This window comes from Paenibacillus sp. FSL H7-0942 (genome assembly GCF_045040715.1).
Classification (GTDB): domain Bacteria; phylum Bacillota; class Bacilli; order Paenibacillales; family Paenibacillaceae; genus Paenibacillus; species Paenibacillus amylolyticus.
Genome location: NZ_CP150279.1, coordinates 2,044,360 through 2,070,637, shown reverse-complemented (window position 1 = coordinate 2,070,637; position 26,278 = coordinate 2,044,360). Strand labels below are relative to the sequence as shown.

At 46.1% G+C, this 26,278-nt stretch carries 21 protein-coding genes; 5 read left to right on the top strand and 16 right to left on the bottom strand.

The features are described from left to right. Positions 1-7: 7 nt before the first annotated feature. The 5 genes from MHI48_RS09415 to MHI48_RS09395 all read right to left on the bottom strand — a co-directional run bounded on the left by MHI48_RS09415 (position 8) and on the right by MHI48_RS09395 (position 5,354). Positions 8-145, bottom strand: coding sequence for a paeninodin family lasso peptide (locus tag MHI48_RS09415; protein WP_174806426.1), 138 nt, complete (start codon positions 143-145; stop codon positions 8-10). Between the two features lie 53 nt (positions 146-198). Continuing rightward, positions 199-333, bottom strand: a complete 135-nt coding sequence (locus MHI48_RS09410) for a paeninodin family lasso peptide (RefSeq protein ID WP_179088635.1) — start codon at positions 331-333, stop codon at positions 199-201. 65 nt (positions 334-398) lie between these two features. Next, a complete protein-coding gene (locus tag MHI48_RS09405) occupies positions 399-2,330 on the bottom strand; it encodes an asparagine synthase-related protein (RefSeq protein ID WP_036609989.1) in 1,932 nt (643 codons plus the stop codon). Further along, positions 2,327-3,595, bottom strand: a complete 1,269-nt coding sequence (locus MHI48_RS09400; protein WP_340032331.1) for a sulfotransferase — start codon at positions 3,593-3,595, stop codon at positions 2,327-2,329. Before MHI48_RS09400 ends, MHI48_RS09405 begins: the two co-directional genes overlap by 4 nt. 424 nt (positions 3,596-4,019) lie before the next feature. Then, positions 4,020-5,354: an MFS transporter gene (locus MHI48_RS09395; RefSeq protein ID WP_047842292.1), complete on the bottom strand. Its 1,335-nt coding sequence runs from the start codon at positions 5,352-5,354 to the stop codon at positions 4,020-4,022. A 254-nt stretch (positions 5,355-5,608) separates the two neighbouring features. On the opposite strand from MHI48_RS09395, the gene yhbH reads away from it, so the two are divergent. Both yhbH and MHI48_RS09385 read left to right on the top strand, forming a co-directional pair. Continuing rightward, complete coding sequence (gene yhbH / locus MHI48_RS09390) at positions 5,609-6,778, top strand: sporulation protein YhbH (RefSeq protein ID WP_036609998.1); 1,170 nt, start codon at positions 5,609-5,611, stop codon at positions 6,776-6,778. After that, the gene (locus MHI48_RS09385; protein WP_405143777.1) at positions 6,775-8,211 is read left to right on the top strand and encodes a SpoVR family protein; all 1,437 of its coding nucleotides are present in this window, start codon (positions 6,775-6,777) and stop codon (positions 8,209-8,211) included. Before yhbH ends, MHI48_RS09385 begins: the two co-directional genes overlap by 4 nt. Positions 8,212-8,345: 134 nt before the next feature. On the opposite strand, the gene MHI48_RS09380 is transcribed toward MHI48_RS09385, so the two are convergent. The 8 genes from MHI48_RS09380 to MHI48_RS09345 all read right to left on the bottom strand — a co-directional run bounded on the left by MHI48_RS09380 (position 8,346) and on the right by MHI48_RS09345 (position 19,987). After that, complete coding sequence (locus MHI48_RS09380) at positions 8,346-8,624, bottom strand: hypothetical protein (protein WP_405143775.1); 279 nt, start codon at positions 8,622-8,624, stop codon at positions 8,346-8,348. Between the two features lie 3 nt (positions 8,625-8,627). Then, complete coding sequence (locus tag MHI48_RS09375; protein ID WP_405143773.1) at positions 8,628-8,861, bottom strand: hypothetical protein; 234 nt, start codon at positions 8,859-8,861, stop codon at positions 8,628-8,630. 117 nt (positions 8,862-8,978) lie between these two features. Beyond that, on the bottom strand, positions 8,979-9,563 hold the full coding sequence (locus tag MHI48_RS09370; protein WP_405143772.1) for a restriction endonuclease: 585 nt from the start codon (positions 9,561-9,563) through the stop codon (positions 8,979-8,981). A gap of 301 nt (positions 9,564-9,864) precedes the next feature. Further along, positions 9,865-12,345, bottom strand: a complete 2,481-nt coding sequence (locus MHI48_RS09365) for an EAL domain-containing protein (protein WP_405143770.1) — start codon at positions 12,343-12,345, stop codon at positions 9,865-9,867. A 265-nt stretch (positions 12,346-12,610) separates the two neighbouring features. Beyond that, positions 12,611-15,433, bottom strand: a complete 2,823-nt coding sequence (locus tag MHI48_RS09360) for an endo-1,4-beta-xylanase (protein ID WP_405143768.1) — start codon at positions 15,431-15,433, stop codon at positions 12,611-12,613. A gap of 273 nt (positions 15,434-15,706) precedes the next feature. Then, a complete protein-coding gene (locus MHI48_RS09355) occupies positions 15,707-16,711 on the bottom strand; it encodes a LacI family DNA-binding transcriptional regulator (protein ID WP_017689571.1) in 1,005 nt (334 codons plus the stop codon). Between the two features lie 129 nt (positions 16,712-16,840). Beyond that, positions 16,841-17,848, bottom strand: a complete 1,008-nt coding sequence (locus MHI48_RS09350) for a protoglobin domain-containing protein (RefSeq protein WP_405143765.1) — start codon at positions 17,846-17,848, stop codon at positions 16,841-16,843. A 243-nt stretch (positions 17,849-18,091) separates the two neighbouring features. After that, the gene (locus tag MHI48_RS09345) at positions 18,092-19,987 is read right to left on the bottom strand and encodes a PrkA family serine protein kinase (protein ID WP_036669848.1); all 1,896 of its coding nucleotides are present in this window, start codon (positions 19,985-19,987) and stop codon (positions 18,092-18,094) included. 361 nt (positions 19,988-20,348) lie between these two features. On the opposite strand from MHI48_RS09345, the gene MHI48_RS09340 reads away from it, so the two are divergent. Beyond that, the gene (locus MHI48_RS09340; protein ID WP_405143763.1) at positions 20,349-21,194 is read left to right on the top strand and encodes a DUF2161 domain-containing phosphodiesterase; all 846 of its coding nucleotides are present in this window, start codon (positions 20,349-20,351) and stop codon (positions 21,192-21,194) included. A 113-nt stretch (positions 21,195-21,307) separates the two neighbouring features. On the opposite strand, the gene MHI48_RS09335 is transcribed toward MHI48_RS09340, so the two are convergent. From MHI48_RS09335 to MHI48_RS09325, 3 genes are all read right to left on the bottom strand, one after another. After that, positions 21,308-21,934, bottom strand: a complete 627-nt coding sequence (locus tag MHI48_RS09335; protein ID WP_036610012.1) for an FMN-dependent NADH-azoreductase — start codon at positions 21,932-21,934, stop codon at positions 21,308-21,310. Between the two features lie 191 nt (positions 21,935-22,125). Then, complete coding sequence (locus MHI48_RS09330) at positions 22,126-23,349, bottom strand: PLP-dependent aminotransferase family protein (protein WP_036610015.1); 1,224 nt, start codon at positions 23,347-23,349, stop codon at positions 22,126-22,128. A gap of 136 nt (positions 23,350-23,485) precedes the next feature. Then, positions 23,486-24,142 (bottom strand): response regulator transcription factor, encoded by a 657-nt coding sequence (locus MHI48_RS09325; protein WP_017689577.1) that lies wholly within the window; start codon positions 24,140-24,142, stop codon positions 23,486-23,488. A gap of 439 nt (positions 24,143-24,581) precedes the next feature. On the opposite strand from MHI48_RS09325, the gene MHI48_RS09320 reads away from it, so the two are divergent. Together MHI48_RS09320 and MHI48_RS09315 are read left to right on the top strand one after the other, a co-directional pair. Beyond that, on the top strand, positions 24,582-24,992 hold the full coding sequence (locus MHI48_RS09320; protein ID WP_017689578.1) for a uroporphyrinogen-III C-methyltransferase: 411 nt from the start codon (positions 24,582-24,584) through the stop codon (positions 24,990-24,992). After that, positions 24,989-26,053 (top strand): phosphodiester glycosidase family protein, encoded by a 1,065-nt coding sequence (locus tag MHI48_RS09315; protein ID WP_036669840.1) that lies wholly within the window; start codon positions 24,989-24,991, stop codon positions 26,051-26,053. Before MHI48_RS09320 ends, MHI48_RS09315 begins: the two co-directional genes overlap by 4 nt. Positions 26,054-26,278: the final 225 nt, after the last annotated feature.

The window sequence follows — 26,278 nt, the reverse complement described above, 5'->3', positions numbered from 1 at the left end:
AAACAACTTAGGAAGTTGGATCGTACAGATCCGCATCGTGAACCGTGATCCAGTCAATTTGTCTGTAGCCAGTACCGGCCATTGTTTGATTGACTTCCAACACTTCAAGAGCTGGTGCTTGCCATTCCTTTTTTTCCATTTGCATCGTATTCACCTCCTTTTCGCACTTCTAAGTATGATGGCATATGGTAAAGCTTTCTAACTAGTTCCGTAGAGATCCGCATCGTGAACCGTAACCCAGTCGATATGTTTGTAACCTGTGCCCGCCATTGTTTGGTTGACTTCCAATATTTCCAGTGCTGGTTCTTGCCATTCCTTTTTTTCCATTTGCATCGTATTCACCTCCTATCATGAGTCAATTGTAAGAAAAATCCGGGCCCACAGTTCACCGGGCTATATCAGAATTTCCGAATGAACCGATAGACGATCAGACTATGCATCATCAATCGCAGATCTGGATGTGAAGCAAGCTCTGGTCTCGGACTTGGAAAGTTGGCCAGGGCGGATTTGATACGCTCCGTGTTTAATATGCCAGCGACCTTGCTGTCAGAACACAAAGCACGTAACTCAGCGGTAAAGGCATCCCAATTCGGAATGATACGATGTAACCAATCTGCAGGCTGCACACCCCGTACCCGCTGATTCAGTCTGACCTTGTCAGGCAACTCCGGTGAAGTAGCCCGGCGAATCAATGAACGATCCGTCCCTTGTTTCACATATTGTTCAATCGGAACGGACAGACAGAACCGGATGACTCTGGCATCACTTGTCGGATCACGTTCCCAAGCGCGGTAACGCAGAGAACATTTCGTAGCTACAGCACCGTTTTTGTTGGCGATGGCCAGGTTATTAAATTTCTCGGCACGTACTTTGAGTGCATCAGCCTGGGCACCGCCCTGCAGAACAATAATGGATTTGAGTCTTTCCAGTACACCCGTTCTCTGCGCAAAGTCAGGATGGATCAATTGTACGGATGCGGCCTGGCTGGCTCCTTTGGACTGAGCCTTGAACCAATCCGGATATGCCTTTTTCCCGGTGATCTTGGCTATACGTGAGAAAGGCATGCCCGTTCGTTCACTATACTGCTGCATCTCACGGAACCAGCGGTACCAGCGGCCACTTTTCAGTAGACTGGCGTAATAATCCAGAGCCGGTCCCCAGGAGATGGTGAAATTACCACGTGCCCCTGTGAGCAGGATGCCTGCATCTTGCTGGCTCGCTTTTTCATAGAATCCGCGAATCCAGAATGAATTTTCAAAGTATTTATAGGGCATTTCCATAATGTCGAGCCAGGTATCTACTTCACTGAGTGGACTTCTGCCTTCAAAATCGAGGTAGTTCTCTGTGATATTGCCGACATGATTAATCGTGGAACGTATGAAGGGCCGTTCGTCTGCGAGCAACGTTTTCGACGTATAATCTGTGAAATCGGGTACGGGAACATAACTATAGGCCTGCAGCCGTTTGCCCTGACTTCTCAGTGTTCCGGAAGCAAAACCAACCACGGCTCCCGAGTCCAGTCCGCCACTTAATGCAGCAGCCACCTGTCTGTGCGTTCGCAATCGTGATCCAACCGCCTGCCCAAAGACCTCCCTAAACGCTTCTACATACTCGCCATCGGATTTAAGCCTTAGAGGTTCCACTTCATTCCAGCGATGATATTGCTTCAGCTCCAGTCTCCCATCCCGGAAGACAAGTGTATGTGCAGAAGGCAGCTGGCTTATTCCCCGATATACAGTTGAATTGATATCTGCTGAATCATGCATGTCAGGAATGGCAAGGAATTCGGACAGCCAGGTCTCATCAAGTTCTTTATGTACCCCTTCAAGCCCGAGCAACGGATTCATCAGTGTGCAGAAAGCAAAACGTGAACCATCATGTCGGTAATAAAAAGCTCTCATGCCTGTAATATCTCTTGCTGCATACAGTTTTCGATTCCGCTCATCCCATATCGCGAATACAAAATCCCCCAGCAATCGGACGGCTACATCGTCTCCCCAGCGCTGATAGGCACGCAGGATCAATTCACTATCCGCCAACATAGCCAGTTCAGCTCTGGATATCTGTAATTGATCTGCCAGTTGTTCCCGGTTATCCAGAATCGCATCTGCCGTGATGGTCAGACCACTTTCCTCATCATATAAAGGCAACTTCTCGCTAACCGACTCCGGTGTAATCCATTGGGCATGACAGCTGAGGAACGCCTCATTGCCTTTCCACACCCCTGTTGTATCCGCAGGGACATGCCCCAGGCTTGCGTACAGACGCCAGCTGTCTTCCCATAGCGCCTGCTGACCATCGTTGTGAACAATTCCTGCTATGGCGCTCATGACTTGCCTCCCCGTAGAATCTTGCGCTGTGAAGCCCATGCGCTGATCTGATGACCAAATGGTACCCATGATTTGATACGCTGTATTTTGCTTTGAGCAGAAGCCAGCTGGACTTTCAAGCGTTCTCGCTCACTGTAACCCCGTTCCAGACGATGATCTGCTGCACGTAATGCGGCTTGCAGCTGTCTGATCGTTACCAGTGCAGCTAGCGTCGGGTCTGTCTTTTCCGGTTCTTCGACAACTGGGTCATTACGATTCCCAACCGGATCATGAACGACAGAATCTGCCGGTTGCATTCGGTATTGTGGTTGCCACTGGCAACCGGTCGCTGCTGTCAACTGATGCGTGATTCGGTCAATGACCTCTTGATCCGGACTTGCATCATAATGTACACCCGTCCATTGTTCGGCTTCTGCGAGCTGTTCACTGTATCCCATCTGGTGGAACAGATCTGCCCCCATCACACGGCAATACAGTTCAACTTCATGTGGTTCTAATATGTTTTTCCAGTTGTTAACAGAACCCTGATGTGCCTCTTGATGCGAAGAGAGGAAAGGATCACCCACGCCCATACTGTAGAACATGTCAGACTTGGCACTGTCCAGAAACTGTCCATACTGCTCCATTCCCTGTTCATATCGAATTCCCAGAAACGCACATAGTTTCTCAAGTTCTTCTTGAGGATTGGAAACCAATCGTTCATATTGCAATTCATACGCATTGGAGTGGGGTTTGGCAAAATAATCATTCAAGCGGAGCATCCCAAGTGTGAGATCTACGGATTTCATATTTAATTTGGGGCTCTGCAGACTATGAATCAGGTCGAATCCTTCTCCTGTATGGCGGTTTACCTTTTTGAATGATGCTGCTACGGCCAGAGGATTACGCTGGAGATGAATACGCTTGGACTGAGGGAACAGACGATCCAGCCATTCCAGCATGTAATAGTACCGTGGAGATTTATCAACGATGAAGTCTGCTCCGCTCCCCTCCAGGAATCCATTGTAGATTTCAAGAGCAAAACTTCTGCACGCCTTCTCAAAGACATCCTCAGATACCATGGCATTGTAGAACTGGCGCATGATGGAGCTGCCACCGTAAGCACGTGAATCAGCCTTGGGTAAATCGACAAGATTCATCAGAAACCACATTTCCTGGGTGGCAAATATACGACTATGATTTTGCAGCATTACGGTGGATAAGGAACTACCACTGCGGGGAACACATAGTAAGAAAACAAGTCCGTTACCTTGAGCATCGATCAATGGCAGCCTCTCCTCTGTTCATTAGTATAAATGTGTAGCTGGGATAGACCAGACTCTACCTTTGTGTTTGGCAAAACGAGTAATATGCATGCTATAGGTGAGCATTTTGCAATATTCCGTCGGAAGTTCACCCGGGAATGAAGCAAAACACATGATTACATTCGACAACTCTCAGATACAATATGTATTTATAGTTTTACTCTATGATACAAAATGTATCATGTCAATCTTTTATTTTCACCTTTTCATAAATTGATACTCTTTCACTGTATTCTGCTGTCTGTCATTTAAGCACTTATTCATGGATCAATTATGTTCTGATTGCACAAACGCGAATAAGCTCCAGACATGTTCTGTGAGGAACAATGCCTGAAGCCATACGTAATCCGTTGAGAAACTTAATATGAAAACGGGTGAACAACCATCAGGTAAATCTTACATCTGAACTTTTCCCAGTAGCTCCAACGCTCCCATTTCGCTCTTCTTCCTGATCTGCCCGTGTAGCATCCTGCAACCCCTTCTGTACCTTCACGGTTAACAATACAGCAATGCCCGCGACGAAAAAGAAGATGAGCGACAGAATACCCCAACGTGTGGAACCCGTGATCTGCCCAACATAACCAAACACAAATGGACCAAAGATCGAAGAGAATTTGCCTGTAATATTCACAAAACCAAAATACTCTCCTGTTCTGCCTGCTGGCATCAGATTGCTAAACAGGGAACGCGCTGTGGATTGACTCACACCCTGCACGACACCAACCAACCCGGCGAGTACGTAGAAGTGGATCGCTTGTGTCATGAAATAACCGAGAATCACAATACATATGTAGACCGATAAGCTAACGATTAATACCTGCTTTGCTCCCCAACGCTGTGCCCATGCTCCCAGTAACAATGTACACGGGAACCCGATGAACTGGGTTAACAGTAGCGCGAGCATCAGGTCGGCTGTGCCTATGCCTATACTTGTCCCATAGATCGTAGCCATTAGAATGATGGTATTAATGCCGTCATTAAAAAACCAGAAAGCCACCAACATGCGGATTAACTGGGGAAAACGCCGCATCTGACGAAAGGTTTGCCGCAGTCTGCGCACGCCCACCGCAGCATACCCTGTCCACGTTCCGGGCAGATCCGGTGATGCAGGCCGTCTCGGAGCATGGCGGAAGATCGGTATCGAGAACAGCAACCACCACAACGAGACGGAGATGAAAGCAAGTCTTGTGCCTGCCAGTGTACTGCTCATCCCGAACCAGCCCGGTTGCTGAATCATCAGCAGGTTCACTGCAAGCAACAAGCCTCCTCCAATATAACCATAGGCATAACCTTTGGAGGATATCATGTCCCTTCGTTCCACGGGTACCAGATCCGGCAGCATTGCATCGTAAAAGGTATTACCACCTGCAAAACCAATCGTAGATATGACCAGCAACGCGGAAGCAAGGAACCAGTCCCCTTCACCGATTGCGCTGAATCCCAATGTGGCAAGGACGCCTATAATTGCAAATACACGCAGGAAGTCGCCCTTCCGTCCTGACAAATCAGCTAGCGTGCCTAGCAACGGTGTTAGCAGAGCTACGCACAACATGCCAATGGAGTGTGTATAGGCCAGATAGGAGGCGGCGGTATCCGTATCCAGCGTTGCGGCAGCCACCGAAGCATAGAATACGGGCAGTACTGCGGCAAGCACAGTTGTTGCATAAGCCGAGTTGGCCCAATCATACATAATCCAAGCCTTGATCGCCTTTTTATTCACATAAATCCTTCCTTTACATGCATCTATTAAATGATTGATGTCTTTCTCCTATTGTAAAGGAAGGATATCACACTTGTTCACTATTTCTGTAAAATATGGTGGAGTTCTGTTCTTACGACTCACCTTACCTCTGAGGTGAACTTGCGTAATTGTATCATTTTATATCCACTCTCATCACATATCGTCCTCGCCCGTGAATATACTTAATTACCGACAGGCCAAACTGTGCCGCGTAATCAATGGGGGGTGCCTACATGTCAAATTCACACCAGCCTTACTCGTTCGTTGTGTCGAAGGAAGATTGGTCGCTTCACCGCAAAGGGTACCAGGACCAACAGCGCCATCAGCAAAAGGTGAAAGATGTCATCAAGCAGAATCTGCCTGATCTGATTACGGAAGAAAACATCATCATGTCCGATGGAAAACAAATCATCAAGGTACCAATCCGCAGTCTGGATGAGTACCGTTTTGTGTATAACTACCAGAAGCAAAAACATGTCGGTCAAGGAGACGGTGACAGTCAGGTCGGAGACGTCATCGGTCGGGATCCCTCTGCTTCGCAGAAACCCGGCAAAGGCGAAAAAGCTGGTGATCAGCCTGGTCATGATATTGTGGAAGCCGAAGTGAGTATTGAGGAATTGGAAGATATGCTCTTCGCTGAGCTGGAATTACCCGATCTGAAGCAGAAAGATAAAGACCTGATTGAGACACATACGGTAGTTTTCAACGATATTCGCAAAAAAGGCATGCAGTCCAATATTGACAAGAAACGTACCATTCTGGAGAATCTGCGTCGCAATGCAACGACTGGTACGCCAGGCATCCATCACATCAGTCCGGATGACCTGCGCTACAAGACATGGGAAGACAAAATCATTCCACAATCCAATGCCGTTATTATTGCCATGATGGATACATCCGGGTCCATGGGTTCGTTTGAGAAATACTGTGCGCGCAGCTTTTTCTTCTGGATGACCCGTTTTCTACGCCGTCAGTATGAGAAAGTTGAGATTGTTTTCCTCGCCCATCATACGGAAGCCAAGGAAGTAACCGAAGAAGAGTTCTTTACCCGCGGCGAGAGCGGAGGCACCATCTGCTCCTCTGTATATATGAAGGCGCTGGATATTATTGACAGTAGGTATCCACCTTCCAGCTACAACATCTACCCGTTCCACTTCTCTGACGGGGATAATCTGACCTCGGATAACGAACGGTGTGTGAAGCTGATCGGTGAGTTAATGAAGCGTAGCAATATGTTTGGATACGGCGAAGTGAATCAGTACAACCGCAGCAGCACACTGATGTCGGCTTATCGTCATATCAAGATGGATCAGTTCATGTATTATGTGATCAAAGAAAAAGGCGAAGTGTACAAAGCTTTGCGCAGCTTTTTCCAGAAACGGGAAGGAGGCAGCGTTAGATGACAGATGAGATCCGCGACCTAGAATACGCTATTGCCGAGATTATGGAGATTGCCAATGGTTTTGGTCTGGACTATTACCCCATGCGGTACGAAATTTGCCCATCGGATATTATTTATACATTTGGAGCCTACGGCATGCCGACCAGATTCAGCCACTGGAGCTTTGGCAAAACATTTCATAAGATGAAAATGCAATACGATTTTGGACTCAGTAAAATTTATGAGCTTGTCATCAACTCCAACCCTTGTTATGCCTTCTTGCTGGATGGCAATTCCCTGATTCAGAACAAATTGATCGTAGCCCACGTATTGGCACACTGCGATTTTTTCAAAAACAATGCCCGCTTCTCTAAATCCAACCGTAATATGGTCGAAAGCATGGCTGCTACGGCGGATCGGATCAGCAATTATGAGATGGAGTACGGAACGGAAGCGGTTGAAGCATTTATCGATGCCGTGATAGCGATTCAGGAACATGTGGACCCACAGCTGATTAAACCCCGCCATTTGGACAAACAACGCTACATGGAGATGAAAATGCGGGAGCAGCGCGGTGAGAAAAAACCACGGCCGGAAGGCCGCTATGATGATCTGTGGTCACTTGATGTCGTGCAGACCGAAGAAGCACCCGCTGAAGGTATTCAGGTTCATCATTTTCCGCCTGAACCGGAGAAGGATGTCATGTGGTTTATTCAGGAATTCTCCGAAGTGTTGACCGACTGGCAACGGGATATCATGAGTATGATGCGTGAGGAGATGTTATATTTCTGGCCACAGATGGAAACCAAAATCATGAACGAAGGCTGGGCATCCTACTGGCATCAACGCATTATCCGTGAGCTCGATCTGAACAGTGAGGATACGATCGAATTTGCGAAGCTCAACTCCTCCGTGGTACAGCCATCCAAACAAAGTCTGAATCCATATTATTTGGGACTGAAGATCTTTGAGGATATTGAACGGCGCTGGGATAACCCAACCCGTGAAGAACAGGAACGTTGGGGCCGCAAACCAGGCCAAGGTCGTGCCAAAATGTTCGAGGTGCGTGAATTCGATTCCGATACCTCCTTTATCCGCAATTACATGACCAAGCAATTAACCGAGGATTTGGACCTCTACGTATTTGAGAAAAAAGGCCCGGACTGGAAAATCACCGACAAGTCCTGGGAGAACATACGGGATCAGCTCGTATTTTCACGTGTCAACGGGGGCTCCCCTTACTTGGTCGTGCAAGATGCCGATTATCTGCGGACAGGGGAACTCGTGCTGAAACATCAATATGAAGGCATTGAGTTGGATCTGAAATATATGGAACGCACCCTGCCTTATCTGTATCGCCTCTGGGGACGTACGGTACATGTGGAGACACGTGTCGAGGATAAACCGATCTGGTTTACGTATGATGGAAAGAAACACCACCGCAAGTTTATGTAAGGTTCCAACAGCCCTTTCCCTTTTAAAAAAGAGAACCTTCGAATCACGTATGAAGGATGGCGACATACCATAAAAAACAAAAAAAGCGGCAAGCTCCCGACATACACGGGGACTTGCCGCTTGGCATTTCATAATTAATATTTAAAATTACGTTTCATTGCAACATGCTTAAATGAAGTGATTACATACCGCTCACCATTGTCCAACAGCTTGTAAGATACAACGTATCGATCCACGAAACAGTAGTACGTGTTGCGGTACTCACGAGACGGCAGCATTGTTCCCATAGTAACAATCTTCTCTTCAACGCGGCGAATAAGATTAATTTTGTATTCCATCGTTTCTTGATCTGTAAAATGTTCGCTTTTGATCTGGCGAAGTCGGTTCATTGCCGTGGCGGTCCATTGAACCATCAATTACAGCTCACCACGCTTCACCAGTTCAATCAAGTCATCTGTTGAATACAGCTTGCCTTGTTTAATGTCTTTCTCGGAAGCTTCAATCATTTGCCGTATCTCCGGATCAGAGTCTAACTCATCCACCGGGTTATAGACTTCATATTCCAGACCGTCAATACGAATGAATTCCTTATGATCCTTCTCATAGGATTCAATGACAGTGCCATCAGGAGCCTTAAGACTAAAGTTCATCCTTAGCAACCTCCTTTGATGATATCGCTAAATTTGGTGAATCCTACTTTCACCTGAATTATAGCATACAACTAGGTGGCATCTCAGCCCAGCCATGAAACCATTACTTTTTGTCGATTACATTTGCGGAACAGGATTCAGCACTATAACACGTTCACTCTTAGTCTCCAAATGTTCCAACCATAACTCCACCAACTGTGTACCATTAATCAGATCGATATCCAATCCTTCAGCATAGTTACGGGCGTTACTCGTAAAGTCGCTCGTCGTTATCACATAACCACCAAGAGCATCTTGCTTAACCATCTGAGAGTGAATTATTGCAATCGGACCAAAACCGACCAAATTCATATCGTTATAACATTTCACTTGACCAAGGTATAGTCCCTCTTCGGTTTGTTCTTCAATATCTATGCCGAAGTCTCCTGAGCTCTTCGTCACGTGGGTGGTGCCGCCTCGGACAGATGACATAATCTCTGCGACAAAATGTTCGAACAATAATGGATTTTCTTCTTTCTCCTCTTCTAGTTCCCGTTTAAAACGGTTATACAATCCGATTCGAAGAGTCTCCTTCATATCTTCATGGGATGAGAATGCTTCAAGAGCATTGTTACGATAGTCTTCTAACATTTGTTTTTGATTATTATACTTGTACACGAGGTAACATGTGAACATCAGCAAGATACTAAACAATATAGTCATTCTACGTCACTCCTTTACATTCCCATCATATCCAACGCTTTGTCGTTTCAATCCATTTGTCTATTGTCGGGATGGGACCAGGTAACCCCTATCAGAATTGGAGGGAACTCATCTGAAATCCTCCGATTTAATTTAACTAGAATGCTTTTTTTTCGGGATATTTAATGAATTTTCATAAATATTGGACCTAACTTTTCCTCAACAGTATATAAAATGAACAGTACATACTGACTAACATAAGACATAAAAAAGCGGCAAGTTCCCGACATAAACGGGGACTTGCCGCTTGGCATACATAAAATTAGGATGGTGCCGGTGGTGTACCATTACCCTGCAATCGCAGCGGCACAAAAAAATCATGCTCCACTTCACTTGCCGGCAGTGGGCGACTGAAATAATAGCCCTGAATCTCCCGGCAATCATTCTGCATCAGTATATCCAGTTGGCCTTTCGTCTCAATGCCTTCCGCAATGACTTCCATCTTGAGATTCTGTGCCATCGATATAATGGTCGCCACAATGGCTTGATCGCTGTGACTCTCTGTAATGTCCGTCACAAACGAACGATCAATCTTGAGCTTGTGAATCGGGAAATGCTTCAGATAACTGAGTGAGCTGTATCCCGTACCAAAATCATCCAGGCTGATCTTGACACCCAGTGCTGTCAGTTCATTAAGAATCGCCGTGGATACGGCTGCATCCATCATCATGCTCTCTGTTATTTCCAGTTCCAGATATCGAGCATCCAGCCCTGTCTCCAAGAGTGCATTCTTGACCTGTTCTACCAAGTTGGATTGGTGGAACTGCTGGCTGGACAAGTTAACCGATACCGGAATGAGTGGTCCGCCACTGGCATGCCAGAGTTTCATCTGCCTGCATGCTTCCCGCAGCGTCCAATTGCCAATCTCATAGATCATGCCTGTCTCTTCTGCAAGCGGGATAAACACATTGGGTGCGAGCAGACCTTTGAGTGGATGGTTCCAACGTATAAGAGCCTCCACACCAATCATGCGGCTATCCTCGGTACGAATCTGTGGTTGATAGTACAGGACCATCTCATCGCGTTCCAACGCTTTACGAAGATAACCCTCCAGCTCAATACGTTCATATAGTTCCGAATCCAGTTGGGCCGTGTAGAATTGGAAACCATTTTTGCCGTTTTTCTTCACTTCATACATGGCGGAGTCCGCATGTTTCAGCAAAGCATCCACACCCACTCCATGATCCGGATACATCGCAATTCCAATGCTGGCGGTTACGTAAAAGTCATTCTCCTTCAGTCGATAAGGTAACTGAATGGCTTCAACAATCTGTTTTGCAAGTTCTGCCACTCTTACTTCTGTCGCTTGACCCTGGGTCACAACGAGTGTGAACTCGTCCCCGCCCATCCGGGCCAGCATGACATTCTCCATAGCCAAGGGATCAGAAGCTTCTATGGCTTTCATGATCCGGTTGCTCACTTCTCTTAGAAATACATCTCCAATGGAATGTCCCAGCGAGTCATTAATCATCTTGAAACGATCTATATCCATCACCATAACGGCAAAAGAGTTCCCTTTTTCTGCTGAATCGTTAATCGTACAAGCCAGCACATCATCCAACTTGCGCCGATTGGGCAGCCCCGTCAACGGATCATGCAAAGCTTGGTGACGAATCTTCTCCTGAGCCTGTTTCTCCTCCGTTACGTCTTTGATCAAAATGTGACTTCCCACATGTCTGCCATCAATGACAACAGGAACTACAACAATACTAAGGTCCAGAAGTTCACCCTGCACATCTCTCATTTTGGCCATGTAGTGCGCCTGCTCCAGCCCATGATCATCCCAATCGATGGAATCAAATTCACTTATCCACTCTATATCGATTTGCTGAGCGATCTCATCAATGGAACGATCCATGACCTCTTTTTCAGGATATCCAGTGATTGTTGTTACAGCAGCATTAATCCCTTTAACAATACCTTCCTTGTTCACTGAAATAATAGCATCCGAATGGTTATGATACAGGGCCTGATACCATTGCTCATTCTCATGAATCCGTCGATCTTTCTGTGACATTCGCTGATTGATAAATATGCCAAACAACGTCAAACCCAAAGCAATAAATGTGCCCGATGCGATCAAGTAGGCGAGAATACCTGGCTCAATCTGCATACCTGAACTTACCATCGAGCCATGTGAATGATGGAAATGTGCCGCTGACATCCCGGTATAATGCATGCCAGAGATTCCAATACCCATAATGAGACCGCTGCCCATCTTGTAAACCCAAGTATGTCTTGATTGATGATAACGGAAGAAAAACATGAGCCACAATGCCGCAAATGAAGCAAGCGCTGCAATCAGAATAGATAACACCACTCTGCCTGGTTCATACGTAACCGGAATTGACATCGCTGCCATTCCCACATAATGCATCGAGCTGATCCCTGCCGTCATCAGTACTCCAGCAATCATGAGCTTGCTTATCCTGCCCGATTGTGTACCCGCAATGTTCAAGGCCACCCCCGATGCGACAATAGCAAGTAGAACAGATAAAACAACCTTACCGGTGGAATAGGAGACTTGCGTAGGCAGAACAAAAGCTAGCATACCTACGAAATGCATGGACCAGATTCCTAGCCCCATCGATACTGCACCGCAGGTAAGCCATACATTCCTCGCCATCCCGTTAGCCTGACTTACACGGCCTGCAAGGTCAAGGGCAGCGTATGAAGCTAACGATGCAATAATATAGGATAAAATAACAAGTTCTAAGTTGTACGTGCCATGTAGGTGCTCCACTCACTCTGTCCTTTCAACCGGGAAATGCCTTGTATGTATGCAAAAATGTAAAAAAGAAGCGAGTGCGCTGTCTGGATGACAGGCACTCCCTCCGCATCATTTGACTCGTGACAACAGACTTAGTTGAAGCCGTTGTCATACATTGGAACCCGTTTATATGAATGTATATAGTCTAAACGTCCCAGCCTTTAAAATCAACACTTATTTCCAGATATACAATGTTGAATAGCTAACATTCTTATATTCTAATTCACAACTAAATATTCTATTTACGAGTCAGTAACAGACTGCCGAAACCGGAAGTATCTTGATAAGAATTACCTGATGAATCACTCCAGATGGACACACTGCTTCGCTTGCCATCCCCAGCGCCATCATCATTAACTTGAAGGTCAAACCCAATCCATCTTTGCCCTTCAGCACGAACGCTGTCTAGTGGGATTGCCACTTCAACTGTATAACCTCCGCTTGTTAATCGGGTAGCTGATTTGAAACTTTCTTTCCGTGCATTTCCACCAAAAGAAGCCTCATTATCAAAATTGACCCGGTACTGGGCGTCATCCTCCTGATAGAATGTTGTCTGATCTTTGCTCGGGTCGATAAAAATCTCGATTGAATCCTGCTCATGTGCATTAGAACTTAATTTGCTTCGCAAAGGATCTTTCACATCTGCCAATACGTACAGGTATTTCTCATCCCATAACAGCTGTGCAGTCGCCGTTGCACCGGCGTTTCCGACTACCCAGACATCTGTTTTAACAGATGCAGCCTTTTTCCAGACGTTATCCTTTTTTGCATCAATGACAGGTTTGCCATAAGTGACCTTGGTTTGTTTCAAAACAGAACCGAGCTTCAGTTTGCCCCGGTTGGCTGGTTTGTCCGGCTGTTGATTGGAAATATCATTCCAAACAATGGTCGCTGTCTTTCCAGCAGCATATTCATCCGTAATCCGAAAATCCAGAGACAAGACCTGGCCTTCGGTAAGTAAAGCAGCTGACATAGGCAGTGATGCGTATACAACATACCCGGTTTTTGTCTCCTGTACGTTGTAAGTATTTTTATCTTTGCCTTTACCGCCATCCCGTTTAAATGTATATTGACCATTTGCAGACGGCGGATTTTTCTTCTTGGCAGACAGATCAGCTTCAGAAGTTGCAGCGCCTGTCCCCTTGACTTCTTCCGCGAGGAAAACCTGCACCTGATCCCCTTTGCGACGTGTGGTATCCTTCACTTCCACTCGTAAATTCACCTTTTTGGCATCCCACATCATACGAGCCTCACCCGTAACCGCAGATGTACCATCTGCCAGATGATTAATTTCGAGTCCTTTCACAGCACCCCAAAGAATATCTTCCTGTCCTTTGTGATTCGGGAAAGAAGGGCTGGCCTTCAATGCTGTCCATTCATTACGATAGATCGGAAGGGTGGAAGGGTCCACCAGTGCCCAAAATGCCGGTTTTGCTTTTAATTTACGATCAAATAACAATGGTGCATCTTTGCGTCCTTTGACCGGATGATTATCAAGCCATGTACCATCATCCGCAAGTCCCCATACTGTAACACTGTCCATTACGCCGCGTTCTCCCAGCTCGTCGAACAGGTCGAACAGTTCACGATAACGGTAAGCTTGTTGCAGCATTAATTCATCTGTGACAGGCATCTCCAGTTCAGAATTACTTGAATAGATTGAAACGTCCAGCTCTGTAACCTGTACATTCACACCAAGAGCGATCACTTTCTCAAAAGCCTCACGAATGAGCTTTACATCCGGTCCGTACATGGATACATGCATCTGGAATCCAACCGCATCAATCGGTGTTCCTTTGGCAAGCAGCTTCTCTACAAGCTTCACCATATCATTCACCTTGTTTCCATTGCCCTCCATTCCATAGTCATTAATCACCAGTACAGCATCGGGGTCAGCCTCACGTGCATAACGGAAAGCCAGCTCAATGTAATCACTGTCATCTCCGTCGCCATCTACATCCCCAATAATATCTCTCCACTTGGAGTTACTGGCCTCATTCCTCAACCCGCCTCCGTCTGAGATGACTTCATTGACGACATCCCATGTATGAACCTTTCCTTTGTACCGGGTCACGATGGTTTGAATATGGGTTTTCATCCGCGCAAGCAACTGTTCCCGCGTGGCAGGTTTCGATGCATCATTCGGATCAGTAAAGAACCAATTCGGCACCTGACTATGCCATAACAGCGTATGACCTCTGATTTCCATGTCATTTGCTTCGGCAAACTTCACCAAGCGATCTGTCTCTGACCAGACAAACTCTCCTTCCTTGGGCTGCATCGCATCCATTTTCATAAAATTGTCCGCTGTAATACTATTAAAGTGTTTCGTCAACAACTGGGAATGCTGGTTTTCCGCGTCTAGTGCAGACTGGTTGATGGCAGCTCCCATTGCGTAATTTTGTCCCACGATATCGACCAGATTCGGAATATCCTTCTCAATTTCAATTTTCTGAGCAGCCGTAATCAGAACATCATCCACGTAAAATGAAATCGTATCTGCCGGCGTCACTTCCGCTGACGTCTTCCATGGTGTCTCCACATACATGCGGAATCCGGTGATGCCACTATTTTCTTCGGGAATCACCACATCGGCCTCGACTTTTTTCCACTGTCCTTTGTTCAAGGTAGCGGAGGCAAAGGTAGCATATTCAAGACTCGAAGCGTCTTTATTGTATTCTTTCTCTAGTGCACCGTTAAGGACCTGACTGTCCGGCCCTTCATCGTACATGGCCCAAAATGAAATATGAACTGTGCTGCCCTTCTGTACATGATCCAGCACTTCAACTAAGGGTCCATGGAACGTTTCGGTACGTGAAGAGGTTCTCAGGCTGCGTGTACTGTCATGACCTACTTGCGTTACGATATCAAGCTTTTCACTTGCACGTGGACGCCATTGTCCCAACACACCATCTTCAAAATCAGCCTTGAACAGTACTTCATCATCGCCAGTCTTAACGTCCGCTGCCGAAGCACGTGTCCCTCCTGTTCCCACACTTGGGAACAAACTGAAGATCAATACAGCCGACAAGCACAAGCTCCACCATTTTCTCAAATGCATCCGATCTCCTCCTTGGTTCGTTGTTTGTGAAGAATAACCTTTGCTCTGCCATGTGCCAGCCCTTTACAAGATCGTTATACAGGATGGATAGATGCAAATGGACAGAAAATTGTAAGCACTTTCATTATACGATTGCCAGTAAACTTTGTTTACCCGTTAAACTATAGGACTTGTACCACTCCCTAATCCATATGTTTCCAAATGAGATATATAACGACAAAAAGCACAGCTTATTAGCTGTGCTTCGTGTAAACATCTTTACTATTTACGTTTTTAAGCTTTTAAAGGTGCTGTCGTCTGACGGATGACCAGATTGGAAGGTTCCGTCACCACAGGAGGAGAATAAGATGGATTCTCGATCATGGCAATCAGATATTCAATGGACTTAATGCCAATGGAATAGATATTCTGATTCACCGTGGTCAACCCCGGTTTGAATACCTCAGCATAATACGTGTTATCGAACCCGACAACCGAGATATCTTCTGGTACACTCAGTCCATGCTTTTCAATTTCATGAATCGCACCAAAAGCAGACATGTCTGATGCACAGACAATTCCCGTTGGTTGATCCTGAAGTGCCAGCAATCGTCGGGCAGCCTTGCTTCCCCCGTCGAAGGAATAATCGCAGATCTCCAGATATACCGTAGAATACGGGATGCCGCATTCTCGCAGCCCTTCCCGATATCCTTCCAATCGCAGATTGGCTACAGCAGGTCCAAGTGTCCCTGAGATATAGGCAATTTTGCGGTGCCCAAGCTCATGCAGATGTTTGACACCCATCGAGATCCCGTTCGCGTTATCCGTAGTAATGTAACCGGCACGTTTGCCCAACATGTCCGTATCAACAAACATCGTTGGAATCTCTGCATCCACCAGTTCCTGAATACTCGCGTTTTCTCTGCCTTCCCCGAATACTACTACGCCATCCACATTACGACTGCGGCAATGTTTGATGAACGAGTACGCCGGATCATCGAATCGAGTAGACAACCGGACCAGGTCATATCCACTGTTCTCCAGCGCTGTCTTGATCCCTTCCAGCAACTCGGACACAAAAGGGTTCGTAAACGGAACCGTTAACAGTACTCCCACCGTCCATGAACGGCGTTTGACAAGTCCACGTGCGACCACATTGGGTTGATATTTCAATAATTCGATGGCTATATTGACTTTTTTGCGTGTTTTTTCACTTACATCAGGATAATCGTTTATCACTTTGGAAACGGTTGCAACAGATACTCCCGCTTCCTTGGCTACATCATGGATAGAAGCCATCTGATCACCTCAACCTCTTTCGAATCCCCTGTCTCCGGCTGCATTTTCTATAACATCGGCAGGTTTGTCTACCCATTATAGCTTAAAACAGCCTGAAACGGTATGGAAGGTTCCTAATGCTTTTAAGCTCTATTCCTGCTGTTCCAGTTTCTTCAAATCCAGAGACAGTTTCTCCATTGTTGTTGCAAATACAGCGAGTTCAGCCGAGCGTGAAGCTTGGCTACGTGCCCCTCTGGAAGTATGATCCGACTCCTGCTGCACACTGCTCAGTTTCTTCATGATCTGCTCCAGATTAGACTGAATTTTCCCCTGGGCATCCCGGGAACTGGCTGCAAGCTTGCGCACCTCACTAGCGACTACTTCGAAGCCACGTCCAAACTCTCCTGCATGAGCAGCTTCAATCGCTGCGTTCAGACCGACAAGATGACTCTGATCCGATATCTCGCGAATGAGTTCACCCATTTTTCCGATCTGCTGGATCTCTCCTGTTAATTCGGTAAGCATAACCTGAGCCTGATCCTGAGAAGCCGCTGTTTCTTTGGCAACACTCGATATAGCCATTGCACTTTCATTTAATTCACTAATCATGCCTGTAAGCTCTTGGGTAATCTGCGTAATTGCCTGTAATGTATGTTGTTGGTCATCGGCAAGCTTATGTAACTTTTCTTTTTCTTTCTTCTCATAGGCTTCAAGGACAAGCTGTGAATCCAGATTAAACATTTTGCTGAGCGCTTGAATGACAAGATGCCAGGAATCAGGGATAACCTGTTGGAATATGCTCGTTGCAATATCCAGGTAGACCATATAGGTACCCAGATAATAATCTTCAGACAGACCAATCCGTGAATGCACAAGTCCAATCGCAATCCGTTGCTCAATATATGCGTCGTCCACGATTCCATCCGTCATTGATAACCAGTACATCTTCTGTGTTTCTTTTAGACGATCAATGGTAGAGAATCGAGCGATCAGATCTACCAATTCAGGATAATTCCCCACATGATTGTAGAAATGATCCACCACTTCATTAACGACTTTTTTAAAAACAGGCCGATGATCGGCAAGCAGTTTTAGATCCCCTGCGGTTAATCCCATGTAATCAAGTTGCTTCTGTCTTGTTGCGGAAATACTGCTCATATCTGGTTCAGTCAGCTCCTTAATAAACACTAAATTACTTTAAATTGTAAATATATGTATTGATTATAGACTAAAATACCTAAATATACATATACCATTAGAACTAATTCTCTTTAAAATTAACCTTATTTGTCAGCTTTTCAGACTGATATGACCTTCATGTAATTAAAAAGGCCCTGACCCTGCTGTGAAGGAGCCTCACAACAGGCATCAGGAGCCTGATCCGGAATGGTTCGTTGCCGATTAGCGATTAAGCAGACTACCCACATAACGTAACAGTTCATTCGCGCTGGCTGCGGTGTATCCATGTTCCTCAATTAAACGTTTAATGACTTCATTCATACGTTTCAATTGTGTTGCATCCGGTGTTTTGGTTGAGGTTGTGATCTTGACAATATCTTTCAGATCGGTGAACAACTTTTTCTCAATCGCTTCACGCAAACGGTCATGGCTGCTGTATTCGAACTTGCGCTCCTTGCGGGAGTATGCCGAGATTCGGATCAGAATCTCTTCTCTGAACGCTTTCTTTGCATTCTCGGAGATCCCGATCTGTTCCTCTATGGATCGCATCAGACGCTCATCCGGGTCCATCTCTTCATCCGTGAGCGGGTCACGCATCTTGGACCAGTTGCAAAATGCTTCAATGTTATCGAGGTAATTCTCGAATAACGTTCTTGCGGATTCCTCGAATGAGTAAACAAATGCTTTCTGCACTTCCTTCTTGGCCAGTTCATCATACTCCTTGCGTGCAAGAGCAATGAAGTTCAGATAACGCTCCCGCTCTTCCTTTGTAATTGAAGCATGCTGGTCCAGACCGTCCTTGATCGCCCGCAGAATGTCCAACGCGTTAATGCACTGAAGATTTTGCTTAATCAAAGCACTGGAGATCCGGTTAATGACATACCGTGGATCAATGCCAGACATCCCTTCATCCAGATACTCATTTTGCATCTCGCGCAGATCAGCTTCTTTGTATCCTTCTACTTCTTCACCATCATACATGCGCATTTTTTTAACGAGATCCATGCCTTGTTTTTTCGTTTCCTTCAAGCGGGTAAGTATGGAAAAAATGGCTGCAGTCCGCAGTGCATGCGGTGCAATATGAACATGCTTCATGTCACTTTGCTGAATGAGCTTGGCATAGATTTTCTCTTCCTCGGATACCTTCAAGTTGTACGGAATCGGCATGACAATCATCCGGGATTGCAGTGCCTCATTCTTCTTGTTGGAGATAAATGACTTATACTCCGATTCATTCGTATGCGCCACAATCATTTCATCCGCACTGATTAAGGCAAAACGTCCCGCTTTGAAATTTCCTTCCTGCGTGAGCGACAGGAGATTCCATAGGAATTTCTCATCGCATTTCAACATCTCCTGGAACTCCATTAACCCACGGTTCGCCTTGTTCAACTCCCCATCAAAACGATAGGCACGTGGATCGGATTCCGAACCAAACTCCGTAATGGTGGAGAAGTCGATACTCCCCGTCAGATCGGCAATATCCTGCGATTTCGGATCGGATGGGCTGAACGTTCCTATTCCCACGCGATTATCTTCGGAAACAATGACCCGTTCCACCGGCACCTTGCTGATATCACCACCATATTCGGTACGGAGTCTCATCTGGCAGGATGGGCAAAGGTTACCCTCAATGCGGACTCCAATTTCCTTTTCCACTTCAGGACGAAGCTCCAGTGGAATCAGATGCAGCGGTTCCTCATGCATCGGGCATCCATCAATAGCGTATATGGCACCTTTCTCTGTCCGCGAGAACTGTTCAAGCCCCCGCTTCAGCAGCGTCACAAGCGTCGATTTCCCTCCACTTACGGGACCCATCAGGAGCAAGATCCGCTTCCGTACATCCAGACGACGTGCTGCCGAGTGGAAGTATTCTTCAACCAGCTTCTCAATCGAACGGTCCAGCCCAAAGATCTCCTGTTCAAAAAACTTGTACCGCTTATGCCCACCTACTTCTTCCACCCCAAACGATTCAATCATCTCATACACTCTGGCGTGAGCCGTCATTGCCGGAGTCGGGTCCTCTCTCAGCAGTGCAATATAATCTTCAAATGTTCCGTTCCATGTCAAACGGTCACTCTCTGCCCGATGTTCCGCAACGCGTTCAAAAATATTCATGCTTGGTACCTCCCATGGCTCCTTTAGTGTGATTGTCAACCATTCCGAATGGTATGAAGAAATCAATAGAATTGCGGCTCCTGCTTGAATACCAATCTTGCGGTTCTGTGTAGTCCCGCCACCCTCTGTCCAAACGTCTTGTTTTGTTGTGAAAAGTGTATTACATACCTATGCGGCAATTCGGATAAGTTGACCTCTTTTTTTCAATCAACCGCTTCGAATTTTGGCTTTTCCCTGTTCTATCAGACATCTTGTGCCTTCAGAAAAAAAAGAACGAATATGATATAATGAGGGTTCTAAATTCAGGAAACCGGACAACACATGGTCAGAGACAGGCCACTTCTGGAAAGGAGCACGGACGATGGCAGTGAAATACGAAACCGAATTATATTCGCCTGTGAAGGCTTTTTTCGAGCAGCGTGGCTTCGACGTCAAGGCGGAAGTCAGACATTGTGACCTCGTCGGAGTCAGACCGGACCAGGACGAACCACTCATTGTGGAGATGAAAAAAACATTTAACCTCTCCTTGTTGCTGCAGGGCATGCAGCGCTTGAAACTTAGCCCGTTCGTGTATCTGGCCGTCGAGCGCAATCGCAGTAAACGCGGAGCCGTAAACCAACGCTGGAGCGAACTGACCGCACTATGCAGACAGCTCGGTCTGGGGCTGCTGACTGTCACATTTTACAAAACCAAAGCTCCCCTGATTGATGTATTGTGCGAGCCCTCCGCCCTGATCCCCCCCACTGGCCGCAATCAGGTTGCCCGTAAAAGCGGAGTTCGGCGGAAACGATTGCTCAAGGAATTCGACGAACGCAGCGGAGACTACAATACGGGAGGCAGCACACGAAGACAGCTGGTCACAGCATATCGTGAGAAGGCTTTGCGTGTCGCATCCGCTCTACGGACGAACGGTGAAGCCTCTCCGGCCAACCTTGCCAGACAGACAGGCGTAGGTTCTGCCGCAGCAATTCTGCAAAAAAATTATTATGGCTGGTTTGAACGCCTCTCCCGTGGAAAGTATATTTTGACGATTAAGGGAGTACAGGCGTTAACCGAGCATGCACACATGCTTGAGGATAATGATATGATTGAACGAACCATTAATGAACTCGATGTAACGTATTCTGTATCTGGTGAAAATAAGGACGACCTTGCACACATCGCTGAAACAGCGGAGCAGTACTTAAAAAATACAGGCCATATCTGATATGGAATCATCTGAAGTAACGGATGTGAAAAAAAATGAGAAGGCAAAAAAACACCTGTAATCTCCACTGGAGACTACAGGTGTTTTGATGTGTTCTATATAGAAGATTGTTATTAGAATTTTACTGCTACTTCGGAAGCCAATTTCAGACCTGCAGTAACGATTTCTTCAGCACGATCAGCAGAAGCATTATGTCCTTCAACGATAACCACTTCAGGGTTTTGAATGCCCCACAAGCCGAGAACTGTTTTCAGGAAGTTCAGGGACATTTCAGCAGCTGCCATTGGGCCTTCGGAATAAACGCCACCACGTGCGTTAAGCAAAGCTACTTTTTTGTCGCCAGCAAGTCCTACAGGACCTTCAGCAGTGTATTTGAATGTTTTACCAGCTTGGCTCAGGTAAGCAATGTAGTTTACCAATGGAGCTGGAACAGTGAAGTTCCACAGTGGGAATGCAAATACAACTTTGTCAGCTGCCAGGAATTGATCTTGCAATTGTGCTGCAAGTGAAGCTGCTTTTTGCTCGTCAGCTGTCAGTTCAAAACCGTTTGCTGCTTTGTAAGTACCTGTGATAGCAGTGTTACCATAGAATGGGAATTCTGTATTGTAGAGATCCAACTCAGTAACTGTGTCACCTGGGTGGGACTCTTTGTATGCGCTCAAGAATGCATCGTACAATTTAACGCTGACTGCTTGATCTGCAGGACGGTCATTTGCTTTAACAAATAAAATATTAGACATGTTGAATTTTCCCCCGTTAAATAAAATATATGAGTGCTTTTCCTGAACTGGCCACCATTGTAGCTTATATAAAGAAACCAACAACTCATTAATTCATATTATATATAAAAATGTTAGTGGATGCAATAACGTAATCACTTTGGTCATGAACCAATTTTAATTTTTGCTACAAAATCTATTTTTGATCTGACTTAGCTACGAGCCGTAAATTCGGAAATGGCTTCACTGATCAGGTTCATGCCAAGTAGCAATTCATCCCGGCCCGGGTGGCTAAAGTTCAATCGGATGTAACGTTGATCCTGTACACCTGTGGAGCATAGTGATCCAGGAAGAAAGGATACACCTTTGGGCAAAGCCGCCTTAAGCAGAGCGCCACTATCCAATCCTTCCGGCAACTGTACCCACAGATACATTCCGCCCTCAGGGATGTTGTACTGACACCCTTTCCAGCCCGGCCTCTTCAACAGTTCAAGCATCAGTTTGAGTCTTGTCTTATACTCCCGATTCAACATCGATAGGTGATCACTCCAACGAAATGGGGAATGGGCAAGCAATTGATACAACAGCCGCTGATTCATCGGACTGGACTGACCATCTGCAATTCGTTTAACCGAGGCCATTGCCTGAATCAGCGCAGGATGCCCAGCGGCCCATCCAGTTCGAAGAGCGGGCGCTACTGTTTTGCTGAATGAACCAATGTAGAGAACATGTCCACCCTGATCGGCAGTATCCAGTGCAAAGAGTGAAGGATATTTACGATAGAATTCCGTTGGCTCAAGCCCATCAAAATGGAGCTCTCCGTAAGAATCATCTTCCACAAGCAGTACACCATAGCGCGAACACAGCTCAAGGACAGCCTCCCGCCGCTCCATACTCCACAAAGCACCGGTCGGATTCGAGAAACTGGGTGCAGCAAAAAGCAGCTTCGGTCTAACCTGCTGCATGTGATGCTCCAAAAGGTCTGGCAGTATGCCGTCCCGATCACCCATTACGGGCACAATCTTGGCTCCTTGCATCTCCAGAACCTCAAGACAGCCTGGAGATGTGGGATGTTCAACCAGTACAGAATCTCCTGGCTCAAGCAATAGACGCATCACCAGATCGATGGCCTGCTGGGTACCAGTGGTCAACAGAATCTGCTCGGGTACCGTTCGTATGCCTTTGCGTGCATTCCAGTCTTTGTTCAACCACTCTCTTAGGGGGGTGTAGCCTGCTGGCTCTCCATATTGCAATGCGGAGGGGCCTGAACTAAAGACAGACACCGCTGCTTCTTCCAACAATTTGAAAGGAAACAACTCCTCCGCAGGCAATTCTTCTGCCAGAGAAATGAAATAATCCCTGCCAGACATCTCACGTATATCCCTCAGTGGTGATGACAAAAGCCTGTTGGTACGGGAAGCAAAGAAATATTTCATCGATCCGTTCCCCTTTCATCCCTATTCCGAAACTGTACTCGCAGTCCGCAGCCCTACAACCTATTCCTGCTCGCCATCGAATATGACCGGATGCATATCTAACTGTTGTGATCATGGGAAGAACAAACCTGTTTCGTCAGGATCCCGTCTTCACTTGTCTTGCATGCAAGGCATAACGTTCAATGGCCTGTGCTCTACTGCTCACTTCCAGCTTCACGTATATTTTACGCAGGTAATTATCAATGGAACGTCTGCTAACGTTGATCTCATTCGCTATTTTATCATAGGTTACACCCTGAACAATTCTTTCCATGATAAAAGTTTCGGTTTCTGTTAATTCAATGACACGCGCTTCTGTCGGAGACTCCACAGGTTGCGCCCATTCCGCACTGTTTAACCACGACAATGGAATGGACACATGGCCCTCACGTAATCCAGAGATCAGATGAATCAGCTGGCTAGGGGAAGCCTGTTTGGATAACATGCCACTTGCACCAAGGCTCATCAGATGACGAAACAGCTTCACATTGTCTTCATCCGTCAAAATAATGATGTGACTGTGAGCTGACAGATTCTTCATCTGAGCAATATATTGATCTGCCTGACCCTCCGGAAGACGATAATCCATCAGAATCAGATCAGGCTGGTGAATATTCACCAGATCGAGCCCTTCTGTTCCGGTCGAAGTCATACCACGTACCGTCAGATCTTGCTGCTCTTCCAAAATCAATTTTGTACCGAGCATGCTGGTGGGGTGGATATCTATGATGACCACCTGCCATACTTTTTTCATTGTTGTTCCCCCTGTTATGTATTGGACAAATAACTTTTAAATTCTGTCATGATGATTTCATCGTCTATGCGACAATCCGAGTATAGAAGAAGCATAGGTCGGATTATGTCGAAAAACAGAAAAATACAGGAGGAAGCCGATAAAAAAGCTCTATTTTCACTGTATTTTGTTATAAAAACACCATGACGTCCATCTTCCCATCCCCGGAAAGGTCAAAATATAGTATAAATTTCCTGCATTTCTATCTAAAAAAGTCGAAAAACCTGCCCAAAGTTCCTACTTATTGCATCTATAAGAAATTGTATCCTAGGACTTCCTTCCGATGCAATCTCTTTTTACTCTATTAAGTAAAGAATTTCATTTTTGCGTAATCAATAGGGGCATGATAGAATGAGGACTGGAAATTTTTTTGTACCTATTAATGACCAGGAGTGATGATATGAAACCATCTGCCCCGTCCTCTGACATCCATCACACCCGGAGCGCCAAAGGCAAGGCTGGATCTTCAATCAAGCTGTTTCTGGTAATGTGGATTGTTCTCATTGCACTAGGAGTCGTTGGAACCTACTATTATAGTAACCATCTCCAGCAACAGATGATTAACCAGCTTCAAGCCCATAATCAGCAGCAGATTGCAGCACTAAAAACCGACTACGAAAATCAGCTAACAACGATATCAAAGGAAGTAGAAGACCTGCAGGGACAGGTTCAATCCTTCAATGAATTGCTGACTTTCACCAAGGATAATGCAAGTGACAAAACGGATAACAGCAACAAACTGTATACCCAGCTGAGCGAAGTCAAAAAACAACTGGAGACACTCCAGAAAAAGATGGACCTGCTCAAATGATTACACCCGTCAAACAGGTTAATCGTTTTTTTATGCTTGCACTCGCTCCTTTTGTTGGATTGATATTATGCCTGCTGCTGCTTCGTCCTCCACTTGAACCCGGAGGTTTGATGCCTACCGAACTGTCAGAGGATACGATTACACCCCGGACCCAAGCAATTAGCCAAGAGCTTGCGGGGGCAAAAGATGCTGCTGTCCAGACTTCTTCTTCTATTAAAAGAACGACACAGCTCTATAATAAAACAACTAGTACGATGTCTACACTTGTGCAGAAGGCTTCCACCCAGGCGGATCGTCCGGAAACGATCTACAACAAACGGATTTCATCCAAGCTTGGCGTTCCATTTGAACGGGTAGACAGTGACCGGCTAACGATTGAAATGTACAGAGTGAATCCTGGCAGCTATAAGGGCTATGCCATGAAGATCAAGCTAAAAGACCCTACAGCCATGCAGATGGCTCTAGACAGTGAACCTGGGCGTTCTGAGACGACCATGCAGGCTGTAAAGCGTAACGGCGCAATTGCCGGGATTAACGCAGGTGGATTTGCTGACAGTGGCGGCAAACGTTATCCACTTAGCACAACCGTCATGGACGGGAAATACGTGAATGGTTTCCAGGCCAGTTTCAAAGATCTGTTTTTTGTAGGACTTAACGATGCCGGTAAACTGGTCGGAGGTAAGTTCTCCGACAAAAACTCACTGGATCGCCTGCAACCGCAATTCGGGGCTACGTTTGTTCCGGTGCTGCTACAGAATGGGCGTAAAACCACAATTCCTGCCAAATGGAAAGTATCACCCAAACGAGCACCACGTACAGTCATTGGCAATTATAAGGATGATCAGTTATTGATTATTGTAGTTGACGGATATAATGAGGGCGGAAGTTCCGGTGCTACCCTTGAAGAGTTGCAAGGGCGGTTGTACAAGCTTGGAGTGATTGACGCCTATAATCTGGATGGCGGTGGATCATCCTCGCTTATTCTGAATAATCGGGTTGTGAATAACCCTTCAGATGGCAGCCTCAGACCAGTGCCCACACACTTTTTATTTTACAAATAATAGGGTGAAGCATTTCTTTTCTACCTATAATGGTTATAATAGAAGAAAATGAGCTTGTGCAGGAGGTGCGAAGGGCATGTCATTTTCACTGACATTCTGGATTATTGCAATCGTATTGACTCTCTTCATTACAGGCATTCTCACTTCATCCTACAACAATGACAAAACAAAAGGCTTGTAAAGGCCAAGCCTCTCTCCGGAGAGGCTTTTTCTATTGCTTCATCC

Bases quoted from the DNA above. Each gene is read 5' to 3' on its own strand.
- MHI48_RS09385 (WP_405143777.1), top strand. From the start codon at position 6,775: ATGACAGATGAGATCCGCGACCTAGAATACGCTATTGCCGAGATTATG.
- MHI48_RS09340 (WP_405143763.1), top strand. From the start codon at position 20,349: ATGGCAGTGAAATACGAAACCGAATTATATTCGCCTGTGAAGGCTTTT.
- MHI48_RS09335 (WP_036610012.1), bottom strand. From the start codon at position 21,934: ATGTCTAATATTTTATTTGTTAAAGCAAATGACCGTCCTGCAGATCAA.
- MHI48_RS09315 (WP_036669840.1), top strand. From the start codon at position 24,989: ATGATTACACCCGTCAAACAGGTTAATCGTTTTTTTATGCTTGCACTC.
- MHI48_RS09320 (WP_017689578.1), top strand. From the start codon at position 24,582: ATGAAACCATCTGCCCCGTCCTCTGACATCCATCACACCCGGAGCGCC.
- MHI48_RS09360 (WP_405143768.1), bottom strand. From the start codon at position 15,433: ATGCATTTGAGAAAATGGTGGAGCTTGTGCTTGTCGGCTGTATTGATC.
- MHI48_RS09325 (WP_017689577.1), bottom strand. From the start codon at position 24,142: ATGAAAAAAGTATGGCAGGTGGTCATCATAGATATCCACCCCACCAGC.
- MHI48_RS09375 (WP_405143773.1), bottom strand. From the start codon at position 8,861: ATGAACTTTAGTCTTAAGGCTCCTGATGGCACTGTCATTGAATCCTAT.
- MHI48_RS09350 (WP_405143765.1), bottom strand. From the start codon at position 17,848: ATGAGCAGTATTTCCGCAACAAGACAGAAGCAACTTGATTACATGGGA.
- yhbH (WP_036609998.1), top strand. From the start codon at position 5,609: ATGTCAAATTCACACCAGCCTTACTCGTTCGTTGTGTCGAAGGAAGAT.
- MHI48_RS09405 (WP_036609989.1), bottom strand. From the start codon at position 2,330: ATGAGCGCCATAGCAGGAATTGTTCACAACGATGGTCAGCAGGCGCTA.
- MHI48_RS09355 (WP_017689571.1), bottom strand. From the start codon at position 16,711: ATGGCTTCTATCCATGATGTAGCCAAGGAAGCGGGAGTATCTGTTGCA.
- MHI48_RS09380 (WP_405143775.1), bottom strand. From the start codon at position 8,624: ATGGTTCAATGGACCGCCACGGCAATGAACCGACTTCGCCAGATCAAA.
- MHI48_RS09410 (WP_179088635.1), bottom strand. From the start codon at position 333: ATGCAAATGGAAAAAAAGGAATGGCAAGAACCAGCACTGGAAATATTG.
- MHI48_RS09370 (WP_405143772.1), bottom strand. From the start codon at position 9,563: ATGACTATATTGTTTAGTATCTTGCTGATGTTCACATGTTACCTCGTG.
- MHI48_RS09330 (WP_036610015.1), bottom strand. From the start codon at position 23,349: ATGAAATATTTCTTTGCTTCCCGTACCAACAGGCTTTTGTCATCACCA.
- MHI48_RS09345 (WP_036669848.1), bottom strand. From the start codon at position 19,987: ATGAATATTTTTGAACGCGTTGCGGAACATCGGGCAGAGAGTGACCGT.
- MHI48_RS09415 (WP_174806426.1), bottom strand. From the start codon at position 145: ATGCAAATGGAAAAAAAGGAATGGCAAGCACCAGCTCTTGAAGTGTTG.